This is a genomic window from Dietzia cercidiphylli, assembly GCF_039531545.1.
Lineage (GTDB): Bacteria > Actinomycetota > Actinomycetes > Mycobacteriales > Mycobacteriaceae > Dietzia > Dietzia natronolimnaea.
Window position 1 is genome coordinate 212414 of sequence record NZ_BAAAQG010000007.1, and the last position, 15581, is coordinate 227994.

The 15581-nt window shown below is 71.4% G+C and carries 13 protein-coding genes and 1 tRNA gene; 11 read left to right on the forward strand and 3 right to left on the reverse strand.

Annotated features, from left to right (window positions below):
- Positions 1 to 7: 7 nt before the first annotated feature.
- The gene (locus ABD250_RS07280) at positions 8 to 982 is read right to left on the reverse strand and encodes a hypothetical protein (protein WP_344391525.1); all 975 of its coding nucleotides are present in this window, start codon (positions 980 to 982) and stop codon (positions 8 to 10) included.
- A gap of 123 nt (positions 983 to 1105) precedes the next feature.
- Between ABD250_RS07280 and ABD250_RS07285 the strand changes: the two genes are divergently transcribed.
- On the forward strand, positions 1106 to 1819 hold the full coding sequence (locus tag ABD250_RS07285; RefSeq protein WP_338404148.1) for a M48 metallopeptidase family protein: 714 nt from the start codon (positions 1106 to 1108) through the stop codon (positions 1817 to 1819).
- A 66-nt stretch (positions 1820 to 1885) separates the two neighbouring features.
- Here the strand turns inward: ABD250_RS07285 and ABD250_RS07290 are convergent, their stop codons facing one another.
- On the reverse strand, positions 1886 to 3274 hold the full coding sequence (locus tag ABD250_RS07290) for a zinc-dependent metalloprotease (RefSeq protein WP_182658197.1): 1389 nt from the start codon (positions 3272 to 3274) through the stop codon (positions 1886 to 1888).
- Between the two features lie 80 nt (positions 3275 to 3354).
- Here ABD250_RS07290 and ABD250_RS07295 point away from each other — a divergent pair, with 80 nt between their 5' ends.
- The 9 genes from ABD250_RS07295 (at position 3355) to ABD250_RS07335 (ending at position 13543) form a co-directional block, all read left to right on the forward strand.
- Positions 3355 to 4413 carry a PDZ domain-containing protein gene (locus ABD250_RS07295; RefSeq protein WP_182658196.1) on the forward strand — a complete coding sequence of 353 codons (1059 nt, stop codon included), beginning with the start codon at positions 3355 to 3357 and terminating at the stop codon, positions 4411 to 4413.
- Between the two features lie 66 nt (positions 4414 to 4479).
- A complete protein-coding gene (locus ABD250_RS07300) occupies positions 4480 to 7515 on the forward strand; it encodes a UPF0182 family protein (RefSeq protein WP_182658195.1) in 3036 nt (1011 codons plus the stop codon).
- A gap of 113 nt (positions 7516 to 7628) precedes the next feature.
- A tRNA-Met gene (locus tag ABD250_RS07305) sits at positions 7629 to 7705 on the forward strand.
- 120 nt (positions 7706 to 7825) lie between these two features.
- The gene (locus tag ABD250_RS07310) at positions 7826 to 8377 is read left to right on the forward strand and encodes a TetR/AcrR family transcriptional regulator (RefSeq protein ID WP_206685732.1); all 552 of its coding nucleotides are present in this window, start codon (positions 7826 to 7828) and stop codon (positions 8375 to 8377) included.
- On the forward strand, positions 8370 to 9125 hold the full coding sequence (locus tag ABD250_RS07315) for an ABC transporter ATP-binding protein (RefSeq protein ID WP_182658194.1): 756 nt from the start codon (positions 8370 to 8372) through the stop codon (positions 9123 to 9125). The genes ABD250_RS07310 and ABD250_RS07315 overlap by 8 nt, the downstream gene beginning before the upstream one ends.
- A gap of 85 nt (positions 9126 to 9210) precedes the next feature.
- A complete protein-coding gene (locus ABD250_RS07320; RefSeq protein ID WP_206685731.1) occupies positions 9211 to 9873 on the forward strand; it encodes an ABC transporter permease in 663 nt (220 codons plus the stop codon).
- Between the two features lie 231 nt (positions 9874 to 10104).
- Complete coding sequence (locus tag ABD250_RS07325; protein WP_182658193.1) at positions 10105 to 11571, forward strand: aldehyde dehydrogenase; 1467 nt, start codon at positions 10105 to 10107, stop codon at positions 11569 to 11571.
- A complete protein-coding gene (locus tag ABD250_RS07330) occupies positions 11549 to 12382 on the forward strand; it encodes an enoyl-CoA hydratase/isomerase family protein (protein ID WP_182658192.1) in 834 nt (277 codons plus the stop codon). The genes ABD250_RS07325 and ABD250_RS07330 overlap by 23 nt, the downstream gene beginning before the upstream one ends.
- Before the next feature lie 54 nt (positions 12383 to 12436).
- A complete protein-coding gene (locus ABD250_RS07335; RefSeq protein ID WP_182658191.1) occupies positions 12437 to 13543 on the forward strand; it encodes an FAD-dependent oxidoreductase in 1107 nt (368 codons plus the stop codon).
- Between the two features lie 10 nt (positions 13544 to 13553).
- Here ABD250_RS07335 and ABD250_RS07340 read toward each other — a convergent pair whose 3' ends face one another.
- Positions 13554 to 14714: an acyl-CoA dehydrogenase family protein gene (locus ABD250_RS07340; RefSeq protein ID WP_179524814.1), complete on the reverse strand. Its 1161-nt coding sequence runs from the start codon at positions 14712 to 14714 to the stop codon at positions 13554 to 13556.
- Positions 14715 to 14871: 157 nt separating this feature from the next.
- Between ABD250_RS07340 and ABD250_RS07345 the strand changes: the two genes are divergently transcribed.
- A complete protein-coding gene (locus tag ABD250_RS07345) occupies positions 14872 to 15474 on the forward strand; it encodes a TetR/AcrR family transcriptional regulator (RefSeq protein ID WP_179524815.1) in 603 nt (200 codons plus the stop codon).
- Positions 15475 to 15581 lie beyond the last annotated feature (107 nt).

Consider the following 15581-nt stretch of genomic DNA (forward strand, 5'->3'; position numbering starts at 1 on the left):
CCTCCAATCATGACAGAGGATGCCGATATGTCGCCGCGCCGCAGGTACAGCGATCGGAGGCCGGCCATTCGAGCCTTCTCCACAGCCCCTCGGCGGGATTGATCTCGACGGACGCCCCGATGGTCTGGAGGGGGCGGTCGGCCTCACGGCTGGCGGAGACCTCGGCGAGGACCAGGGCGGCTGCCGCAGTGAGCGCGGGCACTCCGGCCGAGGGGGATCGACCGACGAGCTGGGCGGCGACGAACGGCCACCGCGGGTCACGTCCGGCGCGGAACAGGTCCACGCACCGCAGACACGGACTCGCCCCGGGGATCACGGTGGGCCCCACCACCACCCGGCCGTCGCGGGCGTACACGTGGAGATGCACCTGACCGGAGCGGGTGAGGGCGGAGGCCACCACCGGATCCACCGCGATCGACCCGGTCAGGATCACCAGGTCCGGTGTCGGGCCGCGGCGGGTCCAGGGCGGACGGTCGCGGTCGAAGGCCAGTCCCGGGTCGGGACCGGTCGTGACCCGGCAGCCGTTGACCGACAGCGGTCCACGCAGCACCTCTGACAGCTGGCCCCTCCCGAGGATGTGGACCTGTCGGACGGCGGTCGGTCGCGGGGTGGGCACCGGCTCCGGTGCGGCGACGTCCGGGCCGGCGAGCCGGACGTGGCCGAGCTCGGCCAGGCGGGCCAGGATCCTGGCGACAGCGGGCAGGTCGGCGGCGTCGACCCCGGCCCGGGTGGCGACCTCGTCGAGGTCCGCGCCCGCGTCGAGGTCGAGGAGGAGCGAGGCCAACCCCCTGGGCCCGCACGAGGTGGGGGCGACCACCACGACCGCGCGGTCCGGAGCCAGACCCACCTGTACCGACTCGTGGTCGCGCACCACCACGACGGTCCCGGCCCGCAGGACGGCGCGGACGGGGTTCCTGGAGGTGGGGGCGCTGTCCGGGGGAGCGTGGGGCGGGAGGACGACGGAGTCGGTCGCTGGTGACACGGGCACATCGTGGCACGAGCACGGTCACCGCGGGGGAGCTCGTCAGGGGTTGTCCACAGGCCCGGCGTGCCAGGGGCCGCCTGTGGAGAACGGCGTGATCCCTGGTCGTCTACCGTGGTCGGCGTGCCGTCCCCGCCCCGCCCGGACCCCGATGTCGACCCGGACTCCCGCCCCGACGACGGGCTGCCCACCAGCCCTGATGACCCCAGGATCGAGGTGCGGCGGTCGCGCCGACGCAAGCGGACGGTCTCGGCGCGCGTGGAGGGCCGGACCGTGGTGGTGCTCATGCCGGCGGGGCTGCCCCGGGCCGAGGAGCGCCGGCTCGTCGTCGACATGCTGGCGCGCCTGCGTCGTTCCGGACGGCGGTCGGGGAGCCGCGCGTCCGACGAGGATCTGATGCGACGAGCGACCACCCTGTCGGCCAGGTGGATGGACGGACGCCCGCGTCCGGCGTCGATCCGGTGGGTGCCCGCCATGACCACCCGGTGGGCCTCGTGTTCACCGGGGTCGGGGGAGATCAGGGTCAGCGACGCGCTGCGTGAGGTCCCCTCGTACGTGCTGGACTACGTCGTCGTGCACGAGCTCGCCCATCTCGTGGTACCGGGCGGGCACACACCGCAGTTCTGGGCGGAGGTGCGGCGCTATCCCCGTACCGAGCGGGCCATGGGTTTCCTCGAGGCGTACGCGAGGACCCCAGGGCCGGCCGGCGACGGAGCGGCCGGTGGCGGAGAGGGTGTGGGGGACCTGGTGCAGGACGACGACTCCCGGGCCGACGACTCCCTGGCCGACGACCAGGGGTCCGCGCACGGACCCGACCTGACGGCCGACCGGCGATAGGCCCGCCGACCCCTCGACCCCGCCGACCCCTCGACCCCGCGGCCCACCCGTCCGTCGGTCGGGTGGTCAGGCGTCCCGCGCGGGACCGTCCGTGTCGTTGCCGTTGCCGTTGCCGCTGTCGCCCGATCCGTCCCCGGCCCCGGACTCGCGGAGGAACTTCTCGATCTCGTCCACCCCGGACTGGTCCCCGGTGGTCTCGTCGAGGAGCCGGTCGATCACCGCGGCGGGGTTCTCGAGGTCCTCGCCCACGGGGAGCAGGTCCGGATGGCTCCACAGGCCGTCGCGGCGATCCGTGCCGACCGCCTCTCCGACCCGGCGCCACAGCTCCGAGGCCTCGCGCGCCTTCCGCGGGCGCAGTTCGAGACCGACGAGACCGGCGAAGGCCTGCTCGGCCGCGCCACCGGTGGCCCGGCGTCGCAGCCACATCTCGCGCAGCTTGTCCGCGCTGGGCAGTCGGTCACCGACCGCGGCGGTGACGACCGCGTCGACCCAGCCCTCGACCAGGGCGAGCAGCGTCTCGAGGCGGCCGAGCGCGGCCTCGTTGACATTCGTCACCTTGGGGCCGATGGCGCCCGCGCCGCCGGACAGCAGTTCCTGGAGCTTGGTGGGGTCCTGGAGGATGGACGGGTCGAGTCCCGAGGCCAGGTCGTCGAGCCCCGAGGTGTCGACCCGGATCCCGCGGGCGTACTCCTCGACGGTGGCCAGCACCCGAGCCCGCAGCCAGGGCGCTCCGGCGAACAACCGGATGTGCGCGGCCTCGCGCGCGGCCAGGAACACCACGACCTCCTGGCGGGGCAGCTCGAGCTCCTCGGCGAACGCGTCGATCGCGGTCGGGCACAGGGCGGCCACGCCGTCGTCCCCGAACGGGAGCCCCACCTCGGAGGAGAACAGCACGGCGGGGGCGAGCTTGCCCAGTCCCTGGCCGAGCTGCATCCCGAAGCCCATGCCGCCCATCTGGTCGAGCATTCCCAGGAGCGGGCCGGCGAGCTGGCGCGCCTCCTCGGGCATCGCCCCCTTGGTGGCCGAGTTCATCTGCTCGGCGACCGGGGTGCAGATCTTCTCCCACGTGGGGAGGGACTGTTCGACCCACTGCTGGGGGGTCCACACCTCGGTCCGGTGTACGCCGGAGGGGAACATCGTGGTCTCGTCCAGCCACAGCTCGGCCAGCCGGACGGACTCCTGCGCGGCGGTGCCGGAGGCCTCGCTCACGACCGGGGTACGGCCGAGGGCCTGCAGTGCCACGGTGCGGGCGAGCTGGTAGTTCACCGGGCCGGAGGCGCCGGGCCCGGTCATCGCCGACCCCATGGAGCCGAGCATCTGCCCGAACTGGGAGAGCATCTGGCCGAACTGACCGAACTGGGAGGGGTCGAAACCGCCGGGGCCGCCCGGGTCGCGGCCCCGGTCGTCGTCGCGACCGTCGTCATCGGAAGCGGAGAAACCGAAGGGCTGGTTCATGCCACAACGGTACAGCCCGACGGGTGCGCAGGTCCGGGCGCGACGTCACGGTTCCGCCCGCGCGGACTACCCTTGCCCCCGTGAGTCGCCGACTGCTGACCCTCCTCGCCGCTCTGGTCCCGGCGGTGCTGCTGCTCGTCCTGGCCACGTCGGCGACCGTGCCGCTCGTGGCCATGGGCCCCGGGCCCACCTACGACACCCTCGGGGAGGTCGAGGTCGAGCGTGGCGACGGGGTGGAGACTGTCCCCGTCGTCGAGGTCAGCGGGCGTGAGGCGGAGGAGACCTCCGGAGCACTACGGATGACGACGGTCGCGGTCCGCGACAACCTGACCCTGCTCGACGCCATGAGGTTCTGGCTGGATCCGGTGCAGATGGTGGTCCCCCGCGACCAGGTCTTCCCCCCGGAACGGTCGAGGGACGAGGTCCGCGAGTCCAACGCCGCGGAGATGGTGGGGTCGGAGAACTCGGCCGAGGCCGCCGCCTACGGGTACCTGGGGATCCCGATGCAGCCCCGGGTCGAGGCCGTCGACCCGGAGGGCGCGGCGGCCGACCTCCTCCGTGAGGGCGACATCCTGACCTCGATCGGCGGGGAGCGGGTCTCGGATTCGACAGCGGTGGTCGAGCAGGTCAGCGCCCACCGTCCGGGCGACGAGGTCCGGATCGGGTTCACCAGGGACGGGCGCGAGGAGACGACGACGACGACGTTGCAGCCCGCCGGACCGGACGGCGATCCCGACCAGGGCCGCCTGGGCATCCTCGTCGGCGACACACCGGCCGACGGGACGGACGTCGAGATCAACATCGACCCGAACGTGGGCGGCCCCTCGGCGGGGCTGGTCCTGGCGATCGCGATCGTGGACAAGCTGTCCCCGGGCGAGTTGACCGGCGGGGCCGAGGTCGCCGGATCGGGCACGATCCGGGTCGACGGAACCGTCGGGCCGATCGGGGGGATCACGCACAAGATCCGTGCCGCCCGGGATGCGGGGGCGACCGAGTTCCTCGTCCCCGCCGGAAACTGTGCGGAAGCCGTGCAGGACCCACCGGGTGGCATCCGCCTGATCGAGGTGGACACCCTCCGGGGCGCGCTGGAGGCGCTGGAGGAGGCCGTTTCCGGGGGAGAGCCACCGACCTGCGGGTGAGGCGACGCTTTTCCGTAAGGTGGGTTCCACGAGCATGTCCGCCCCAGCAGTCCAGGAGCTTCCCCGGTGTCCGTCCGCCCACCCGGTAATCCCGGTCGGCCGATCGCGATCTCACGTCGCGGCCGAGCCGTCGCCATCTCCATCGTCATCCTCATCGTCCTGATCCAGGTACTGCCGAGGATCAACTCCACCTACACCAACTGGCTGTGGTTCGGCTCGGTCGACGCCACCAGTGTGATGAGGACCGAACTGCTCACGCGGATCGGTCTGTTCGTCGTGGTCGCCCTCCTGGTGGGACTCGCGATCGCCGCGGGGATCCTGCTGGCCTTCCGGTACCGGCCGGTGTTCCTGGCACAGCCGGGGATGCCCGATGCGTTGGCGAGGTACCGGGCGGCTCTCGGCGACTCGCCGGCCAAGACGGTGCTGTGGGTCCCTGTCGCGATCGGCCTCCTCGCCGGTTCGGTGGCGCAGTCGGGCTGGCAGTCGGTCCTGGCGTTCTTCAACTCCACGCCGTTCGGTCAGACGGATGCGCAGTTCGGGCTCGACATCTCCTTCTACGCCTTCGAGCTGCCGCTGTGGCGGTCGATCGTCACCTGGCTCATGGTGGCCGTGGTCCTGGCGTTTATCGCCAACCTCGTCACGCACTACCTGTTCGGTGGGCTCCGTCCCGGAGCGCGTGAGGGTGCGCTGACCCGCGCCGCGCGGATCCAGCTGGTCAGCCTCGCCGGACTGTTCATCCTGCTCAAGGCGGCCGCCTACTGGCTCGACCGCTACGAGCTGCTGTTCCGGGAGAACGCGACGTTCACCGGTGCCGGACACACCGATGTCAACGCGCTGATCCCGGCCAAGATCTTCATGTTCTCCGTGGCCATCGTCTGCGCGATCGCCTTTTTCTCCGCGATCGTGATCAGGGACCTGCGCATCCCCGCGCTCGCTACCGTGCTCCTGCTGTTCTCCGCGCTCGTGGTGGGCTCGGCCTGGCCGCTCGCCGTGGAGCAGTTCTCCGTCAACCCCAACCGCGCCGAGAAGGAACGGGAGTACATCGCCCGCAACATCGAGGCCACGCGGGCCGCGTACGACATCGGGGACGACCGCGTCACCTACATAGAGAACTGGGGCTCGGCCGACCCGAACCCGCGGGAGGCGGGCTCGGACGTCACGACGCTGTCCAACGTCCGCGTGCTCGACCCCAACGTCCTCTCGCCCACGTTCACCCAGCTGCACCAGCTGCGGAACTTCTACGGCTTCCCCGAGACGCTCGGCATCGACAGGTACACGATCGACGGTGAGATGCGGGACTTCCTCGTGGCCGCCCGTGAGCTCAACCCGGAGTCCCTGCAGGCCAACCAGCGGGACTGGATCAACCGGCACACCGTCTACACCCACGGCAACGGCTTCGTCTCCGCGCCCGCCAACCGCGTCAACGAGATCGCGGACGACGCCGGCTCGGATCGCGGCGGACTGCCGAACTTCCAGGTCTCCGACCTCGAGGCCATCGCCAGTGGTCAGGAGATGGTGATCCCGGTGACCCAGCCGCGGACCTACTTCGGTCCGCTGATCGCCCAGTCCGACCCCGACTACGCCATCGTCGGCGACAACGGCGAGGGCCCGCGCGAGTACGACACGGACACCCAGCAGTACACCTACACCGGCGAGGGCGGGGTCCCGATCGGCGGCTGGATCAACCGCACGGCCTACGCGCTGAGGTTCGCCGAGCGCAACATCCTGCTGTCCAGCCTGATCGGCGACGACTCCAAGATCATCTACGACCGCGACCCCCGCGACCGTGTCCAGAAGGTCGCCCCGTGGCTGACCACCGACACCAATACGTACCCGGCCGTGATCGACGGACGGATCAAGTGGATCGTCGACGGGTACACCACGCTCAAGACCTATCCGTACGCCGAGCTGAGTTCGCTGGAGGCGATGACGGCGGACTCGACCAACGAGGCCGGCGGCCGGGTGCTGCCGGACGAGGAGGTCTCGTACATCCGCAACTCGGTCAAGGCCACGGTCGACGCCTACGACGGCACGGTGGACCTCTACGCGTTCGACGAGTCGGACCCGGTGCTGCAGACCTGGATGAAGGCCCTACCCGGCATCGTGCAGCCGCGGGACGCGATCTCGGAGGAGCTCGAGGAGCACCTGCGCTACCCGGAGGACCTGTTCAAGGTCCAGCGTGAGCTGCTGGCCAAGTACCAGGTCGACGACCCGGGCCAGTTCTTCACCAACGACGCCTTCTGGTCGGTGCCCTCCGATCCCACCGTGACCTCGTCGATCCAGAACCCGACCCCGCCCGCGGGCGGGCCGGCCGGCGGACCGGCGGGTGCGCAGGCCGCCAACCGAGGCCCGGTGGAGGGCCCCAGTCAGCCGCCGTACTACGTGGTGGTCTCCGACCCGACCGATCCCGAATCGGACGAACCGTCGTTCCAGCTGATCTCCGCGTTCCGCGGGTACGAGCGCGAGTTCCTCGCGGCGCACATGTCGGCGAGCTCGGACCCGGACACCTACGGCGACATCACGGTTCGCGTGCAGCGCCCCACCGAGCCCCTCGCACAGGGACCCAACCAGGCGCAGGACATCATGATCGCCTCGCCGGCGATCGCCGAGGACCGCCGGCTGTGGGGTGAGACCGCCGAGATCACCGAGGGCAACCTCCTGGCGCTGCCGTTGGCCGACGACTCGGTCCTGTACGTGGAGCCCATCTACACCCAGCGCAAGGACCAGGACTCGGCGTTCCCGCGGTTGCTGCGCGTGATGGTCTCCTATGACCGCGCGGTGGGTTATGCGCCCACGCTCTACGAGGCACTGCGCCAGGTGGGCATCGAGGCCGACCCGGACGTCGTGCGGATCGACGAGAGCGGTGCGGCCGAGGCCGAGGCGGAGGGTGAGGTCGCGGGCGCGTCCCGGCCGAGCGTTCCGCGCCCGGCGGCGCCCGCCACCGGCGGTGGAGACGACGCCGAGCGGGCGGCCGCGGTGCGGGACATCAATCAGGCGCTGAACGCGGTCCGTTCGGCACAGGGCGGTGACCTGTCCGCGCTGGGACAGGCTCTCGAGGATCTGCAGGAGGCGGTCGATGCCTACCAGGCCCTCGGGAACTGACCTGACCAGGGGATATGTCACCCCCGGTGTGAGTTGGGTCATGTTCTGTTCGTTTCGCGTCCACCGATTTGCCTTCCGCGGTGACTGGCACGTAGTGTCATAGACGCAAACGACGCGGGGTGGAGCAGCTCGGTAGCTCGCTGGGCTCATAACCCAGAGGTCGCAGGTTCAAATCCTGTCCCCGCTACCACGATGAGGCCCCCTGACCGGGTGAGAATCCGGTCAGGGGGCCTTTGTCGTTCGTGCGACAGGGCGCCGCCTCGGGCATGGGGATTGCGCGCCCCTGTTGTTAGTCACTAACATTCTGGGTATGGGTCGGTCCGAGCAGACGCGCGAACGACTGCTCCGTGCCGCCCTGGAGCTGATGGGTGACCGCGGGTACGACGGCGTCACCACGGCGGCCGTGGCCGGACGGGCGGGCGTCAGCGAGATGACCCTCTTCCGCCACTTCCCGACCAAGGCGGCGCTGCTCGTGGACGACCCCTACGACCCCCTCATCGCGGACGCGATCGCGCGCCGGCCGGCGGACGAGCCCCCGTTGACGGCGGTCGTGCGCGGGATCCGGGACTCGTGGAACTCTGTGCCGGAACCCGCCGCGGAGGCCGTGCGTGAGCGACTCCGGATCGTCGCCGAGACTCCTTCTCTGGCGGGTGCTCTCGCGGCGGGGAGCCGGGCCACGGAGGACGCGATCGTCTCCGCCCTCGCGGGGCGAGCCGTGACCCCGCCCGCCGCCCGCATCGCCGCGGCCGCCGTCGTGGCCGCCCTCAACGCGTCGCTCCTCGAGTGGGCGGTCGGCACCGACCCGGACCTCGACAGCGCCCTGGAGCACGTGTTCCGGGTCCTGGAGGGCCGCGATGACTGAGCCAGCGATCCGCGCTGAGCGGGTGACCCGGTGCTTCCGCGCCGGCGCGGGGATCCATGACGTCGACCTCACCGTGGGGGAGGGGGAGATCGTCGCGCTCGTCGGTCTGAACGGAGCGGGCAAGACGACTCTGTTGCGTGTCCTGCTCGGGATGCTGCGTGCGGATGCGGGCCGGGTACTGCTGCGCGGTCGAGTGCTGGCCGGCGACTCGCCTCCCGCCGCGGAGTGGGCCAGGGTCGGCCAGTTCGTCGACGGAGCGCCCGGATACCCGGAGTTGACCGTGCGCCAGAACCTGGTGTCGAGCGCGAGGCTACGGGGTGTGGGTGACCCCGGCGCGATCGTCGACTCGGCGATGCGCACGTTCGCCCTGGAGCCGTACGCCGACCGTCGCCTGCGGGTGCTGTCGCTCGGTAACCGGCAGCGGGTCGGGCTCGCCGCGGCCCTGCAGCACTCCCCGTCCGTCGTGGTGCTCGATGAACCGGGCAACGCACTCGACCCCCGGGGCGTCATCCTCCTCCGGGAACACCTCGTCGGACTCGCGGGCGCGGGGGCCGGCGTCCTCGTGAGCAGTCATCACCTCGACGAGGTCGCCCGCATCGCCGACCGCATCGTCGTGATGAACGGCGGGCGCGTCATCGGGGAGCTCCCGCCCGGAGGGTCGGAGCTCGAGAGGGCCTTCTTCGAGGCCGTCCGACTCGACGACGAGTCCGCGCAGGACGCCACGTCCGAGGGCGGGGGCCCGCGGTGAGTCCGGCCCTGTCGACCGAGGCGGTCAAGCTGCGGTCTTCGCTGGTGGGGATCGTCGCCACGACCGCGATCGTCGGGGGATCGCCGTGCTGTCGGGTGCGATGCTGCTCGCGGTGACCTCCGGGCAGCCCGACCTCGTGGCGAAGCTCGGCCCCGGCGCCACCGCCGACTGGGCCGGTCTGCTCTTCTCGGCGGCGCAGATCACCGGCGCCGGGGGCCTCCTCGGCTACGGCATCGTGCTGGCCTGGATCTTCGGGCGCGAGTTCTCCGATGCGACGGTGAGCGCGTTGTTCGCCCTGCCTGTCGGGCGGGGGTCCATCGCTGCGGCCAAGATCGCCGTGTTCGCGCTGTGGAGCGTGGGGACGGCGCTCGCCCTGGCCGGCGCGCTCGTTGTCGTCGGACTGGTCGGGGGGCTCGGAGCGCCGACGTCCGAGGTCTGGGCCGGCCTCGCGCGTCAGACCGCGCTCGGGGTGTTGACGAGTGCGATCGTCACTCCCGTCGCCTGGGTCACGACCGTGACGCGATCGACGCTCGTGGGGGTCGCGGCGACGATAGCGATCGTCATCGTGGCGCAGGTCGGCGTCCTCGTCGGCGCCGGCGGATGGATGCCGTTCGCCGCCCCGACGCTGTGGGCGATGAGCGGCGGCAGCGGGGTGTCGCCGCTGCAGCTCGCCCTGGTCGGGGTGATCCCGCTGGTCTCCACCGCGCTCACGGTCGCGACATGGCGGAGGCTCCAGCTCGACCGCTGAGGGGCGCTGCTGAGGGGCGATGCCGAGGGGTGAGACCGAGCGACTCGACGCCGGGGAGCCCGAGGGACTCCGACGCCGGGGACCCCACGATCCCCCGGGGGCCGGCACACCAACCTGGAACGCGTTCTCGAAAACGCATCCCGAGCGCATCGGGGGTCCTACAGTAGACAGGTGTCTGTTCGCGCGTCCGTTGCGACAGGATCCCATCCAGTGACACCCAGGAGACCGCCCATGACCACCTCCCTCGACCGCGACGCCTTTCTGATCGGCACCGAGTGGCGCTCTCCCGCGACGGACAGCGTCATCGAGGTGATCAGTCCCCACACCGAGGAGATGGTCGCCCGCGTCCCGGAGGGCTCGGTCGCCGACGTGGACGCCGCCGTGGCCGCGGCGCGGGAGGCGTTCGACTCGGGTCCGTGGCCGCGGATGAGTCCCCAGGAGCGGATCGAGGTGGTCGCCCGTCTCTCGGCCCTCTACGCCGCACGGCTGGACGACATGGCGACCCTGATCTCCACCGAGATGGGGTCACCGATCTCGTTCAGCAAGCTGGCCCAGGCCCCCGCCCCGTGGATGCAGATCGAGGCGTTCGTCAACATCGCCCGCGAGTTCCCGTGGGAGGAGACCCGGCCGGGCGTGCTCGGCGGGGAGGTGCTGGTCCGCCACGAGCCGGTGGGCGTGGTCGCGGCGATCCCGCCGTGGAACGTCCCCCAGTTCACCGTGCTGTCCAAGCTGATCCCGGCGCTGCTCACCGGCTGCACGATCGTGATCAAGCCGGCCCCCGAGACCCCGCTCGACACCTACCTGCTGGGTGAGCTGCTGATCGAGGCCGGGGTGCCGGCGGGCGTGGTGAGCATCGTGGCCGGCGGCCGCGAGGTGGGGGAGCACCTGGTGCGTCACCCCGGGGTCGACAAGGTGGCCTTCACCGGGTCCACCGCGGCGGGCCGGAAGATCGGGGCGATCTGCGGCGAGCAGCTCAAGCGGTGTTCGCTGGAGCTCGGGGGCAAGTCCGCGGCGATCGTGCTGGACGACGCCGACCTGGCGAGTGTGGTCGAGGGGATCAAATTCCTGGGCGTCATGAACTCGGGGCAGGCGTGCGTGGCGCAGACCCGGATCCTGGTGAGCCGGGAGCGGCACGACGAGGTCGCCCGGGCACTGGCCGAGGGGATCGGGTCGATGGTCGTCGGTGACCCGCTGGATCCCGCCACGGAGATCGGGCCGATGGTGGCGCAGAGGCAGCAGGAGCGCGTGTCCTCCTACATCGAGCTCGGGCAGCAGGAAGGCGCCCAGCTCCTCACCGGCGGGACCGGCCGCCCGGACGGTCTGGACACCGGCTGGTACGTCCAGCCGACCGTGTTCGCCGGGGTCGACAACTCCATGCGGATCGCCCAGGAGGAGATCTTCGGGCCGGTCCTGTCGGTGATCGCGTACGACGACGTCGACGACGCCGTCCGCATCGCCAACGACTCGGAGTACGGACTGGCGGGCACGGTGTGGACGGCGGACCGGGAGGCGGGGCTGGGCGTGGCCCGCCGGGTCCGCACCGGGACCTACGGGGTCAACACGTACACGATGGACTTCTCGGCCCCGTTCGGCGGTTTCAAGGCATCGGGGGTCGGCCGCGAGTTCGGCCCCGAGGGCCTGGCGCAGTACACGGAGGTCAAGTCCGTCTACCTCGATGCGCCCGCGGCCGGCGCCTGATCTCGCCGTGGCCGGGGAGGGGACATCGCCGCTACAGGTGCGGGACGCCGACCGGGTCCGCACACTGACGCTCGCGCGACCGGAGGCGCTCAACGCGTTCGACGAGGGGCTGTACGACGCGCTCACCGTCGCGCTGCACGAGGCGTCGGCCGATCCGACGGTGGCGGTGGTGCTGCTCACCGGGCAGGGCCGGGCGTTCAGTGCGGGGACCGACCTGGTCGAGATGGCCGAGCGGGTCACCAATCCCGACTTCGTCCCCGGTGAGCACGGGTTCATCGGCCTGATCGACGCCCTGGCCGCGTTCGACAAGCCCCTGGTCCTGGCGATCAACGGGCTCGGCCTCGGGATCGGCACGACCGTGATCGGGTTCGCCGATCTTGCCTTCATGGCCGACGACGCCCGCCTCAAGTGCCCCTTCACCAGCCTCGGGGTGGCGCCGGAGGCCGCCTCGAGCTACCTGCTCCCTCGGCTCGTGGGTCGTCAGAACGCCGCCTGGGTGTTGCTGTCCTCCGAGTGGATCAGCGCCGCCGAGGCCCACGAGATGGGCCTGGTGTGGCGTCTGTGTCCTGCAGAGGAGCTGCTCACGGTGGCCACCGAGCACGCCACGCGCCTGGCGAGGCTGCCGATCTCGAGTCTGCGGGCGGTCAAGCGGACGATGGTCGAGCCGCTGGCCCGCCAGATCGCCGAGGCGCGTGAACGCGAGAACCAGTGCTTCGCCGAACTCATGGGCGGGCCCGCGAACTCCGAGGCCCTGGCCGCGTTCGCCGAGGGACGGCCCGCGGACTTCACCGCGCTCCCCGACGGGGCGTGACGGCGGGGGTCCCGACCACCCGTCCCGGGGCCGGTACGCGACGATGATGTCGTGATGGTCGACGTCGACGTGGTGGTGATCGGTGCGGGGCAGGCCGGACTGTCCGCCGGGTACCACCTGCAGCGCCGGGGCTTCGTCCCCGCCGACCGGTCCACCGCCGGCGATCGGACCTACGTCATGCTCGACGGCGAGGACGGCCCCGGCGGGGCGTGGCGGCACCGGTGGGAGTCGCTCACCATGAGCACCGTCAACGGGATCTTCGGGCTCCCGGGCGTCCCGGTGCCCGAGGTGGATCCCGCACTGCCCAGCCGGGAGGTGTTGCCCGCCTACTTCGCCGACTACGAGGAGCGGTTCTCGCTGGGGGTCAGGCGACCGGTGTGGGTGCGGCAGGTGCGCCGCACCCCGGACCGGCGGGACGGCACGGGAGACGGCCGCCTCGTCGTCGTCACCACCCGGTCCGACGGGGCCGGTGACGACGACGAGGTGTGGCACGCGCGGTACGTCATCAACGCCACGGGGACGTGGACGCGACCCTTCTGGCCGCACTACCCCGGCCGCGAGAGCTTCCGCGGGCGCCACGTCCACGTCCACGACTACGTCCGGGCCGAGGAGTTCGCCGGGCAGCGCGTGGTGGTCGTGGGCTCGGGGATCTCGGCGACCCAGCTGCTCGAGGAGATCTCGCGCGTGGCCGACACCTTCTGGGTGACCCGACGGGAGATCGAGTGGGCCACGAGACCGCCCCCGGAGAACTTCTCGGCCGCCATCTCCGCGGTCGCCGAGCGCACGGCCATGGGGCTGGCGCCGGAGAGCGTGATCCGGGTGACCGGCATGTACCGCACCCCGTGGATCGATCGCGCGGAGGCCCGCGGGGCGCTCGTCCGACACCCGATGTTCACCCGGATCGAGCCCGACGGGGTGCGGATGCCGGACGGGACGCTCGAACCCGCCGACGCGATCCTGTGGGCCACCGGGTTCCGGCCCGCCGTCTCCCACCTGGCGCCGCTCGGTCTGCGCACCCCGGCCGGGGGGATCCGTGTGGTCGACGGACGGGCGCTCGACGAGCCGCGGCTGTTCCTGATCGGCTACGGCCCGTCCCAGTCGACCGTGGGGGCCAACCGGGCGGGCCGTGACGCCGTCCGTGCGATCACGACCGAAATCTGATGAGCCGGTATCAGAGCGTCCGGGAGATCAGTTCCTTCATGATCTCGTTGGTCCCGCCGTAGATCTTCTGCACGCGGGCGGAGGCGTACATCCGCGCGATCGGGTACTCGGTCATGAAGCCGTAGCCGCCGAAGACCTGCAGGCAGCGGTCGATGATCTCGCACTGCTTGTCGGTGCAGAAGTACTTGGCCATGGACGCCGTGGCCGGGTCCAGCTTGCCCTCCAGGTGCAGGGTGATGCAGTGGTCCAGGAGGGTGCGCGCGGCCAGGGCCTCGGTCTTGCACTCGGCCAGCTCGAAGCGGAGGTTCTGGAACTTCAGGATGGGCTTGCCGAACGCCTCGCGCTCCTTGGCGTAGTCGATCGCGAGCCGGACCGCGGTCTCGGCCGCCGCCACGGCGGTGACGGCGATGATGAGCCGCTCCTGGGGCAACTGCTGCATGAGCTGGATGAAGCCCTGGCCCTCACCCTCCTCGCCGCCGAGGATGTTGGCGGCGGGGATCCGCATGTCGTCGAAGAACAGCTCCATCGTGTCCTGGTACTTCAGACCGATCTTGTCGAGCTTGCGACCGCGGTCGAAACCCGGCAGGTCGGTGGTCTCGGCGAGGAGCAGGGACAACCCCTGGGCGCCCTCGCCGCCGGTGCGGGCCACGATGATCAGCAGGTCGCAGTGCATGCCGTTCGAGATGAACGTCTTGGCGCCGTTGACCACCAGGTCGTCGCCGTCCCGGACCGCCGTGGTGCGCAGCGCCTGGAGGTCGGACCCCGCTCCGGGCTCGGTCATGGCGATCGCCCCCACCATCTCGCCGGTGGCGAGCTTGGGCAGGAAGCGGGTCTTCTGCTCCTCCGTTCCGTACTGGAGCAGGTAGTGGGCCACGATCGTGCTGTGGACCGAGTTGCCCCAGCCGTCGTCGAGCGCGCGGGTCTGCTCCTCGGCGATGACCGTCTCGTGCGCGAACGTGCCCCCGCCGCCGCCGTACTCCTCGGGGATGGAGATGCACAGCAGGCCCGCATCGCCGGCCTTGTTCCAGAACCCGCGGTCCACGGCGCCCTCGGCGGCCCACCGCTCGAGGTTCGGCGCGGTCTCCTTGTCCAGGAACGCACGCGTGTGGGCGCGGAGGGCGTCCAGGTCGTCGGTCATCCACGGGGAGCGGTAGGGGGCGGTCTCGAACACGGGGAGTCTCCAGGGGTCGGTCGCGTGGGCCCGGGCGGCCCCGCTCGACCACCACAATACGAGTGCATGCTTTGCTATGCAATCGTATTGTCGCGGTATCGTCTCAGGTATCGACCGAACGCAGACGCCGTTCGAGGGCGGGGAAGGGGTGGGGCGCATGGCCGGAACCACTGCCGACCGGGGCGTGGCCGCGGACGGGGACCTCACGGCGCGGGCGCGGATCCGCTACGCCGCACTGGCCCTGTACGCCGAGTACGGCGAGGACAGGGTCTCGATGCGCCGGGTGGCCGCCGAGGTCGGGGTGACGATCGGACTGATCCAGCACCACTTCGGCACCAAGGACGGCCTGCGCCGCGCCGTGGACGATCTCGTGGTGGAGCGGGTGGTCGGGGCGTTGTCGACCGTGGAGCACACCGGGACGGCCGCGGAGGTGGTGGAGGCCCGGAACGTCGCCGTCCGCGAGATGCTCCGGCAGAACCCGCAGCTCGTGAGCTACCTCAACCGGGCCCTGCTGGAGCCCGACGGCCGCGGGGCCCCGCTGCTGGAGGCGATCGTCGACCTCACCACCAGGGAGGTCGAGGGGCTGCGGCGCGGGGGTCTCGCCTCCACGCGGACCTCGGACAAGGTCCAGGTGGTCCGGACGCTCGTCGACCAGGTGGGGGAGTTGTTCCTCCGGCCCGTGGTCGAGGCCATCTGGGCGCATATCGGTGGCGACCCGGGCGAGTGCCCCTCGATCAGGATCACGGTCGAGGGGCACTGAGGTCGAGGGGCACTGAGGTCGAGGGGAGCTCAGGTCGACCGGGCACGTCAGACGGCCGGGCCGCCGCGAGGGGCGGCCCGCGCCCGTCGTGCAGTCGGAGCCCGCGC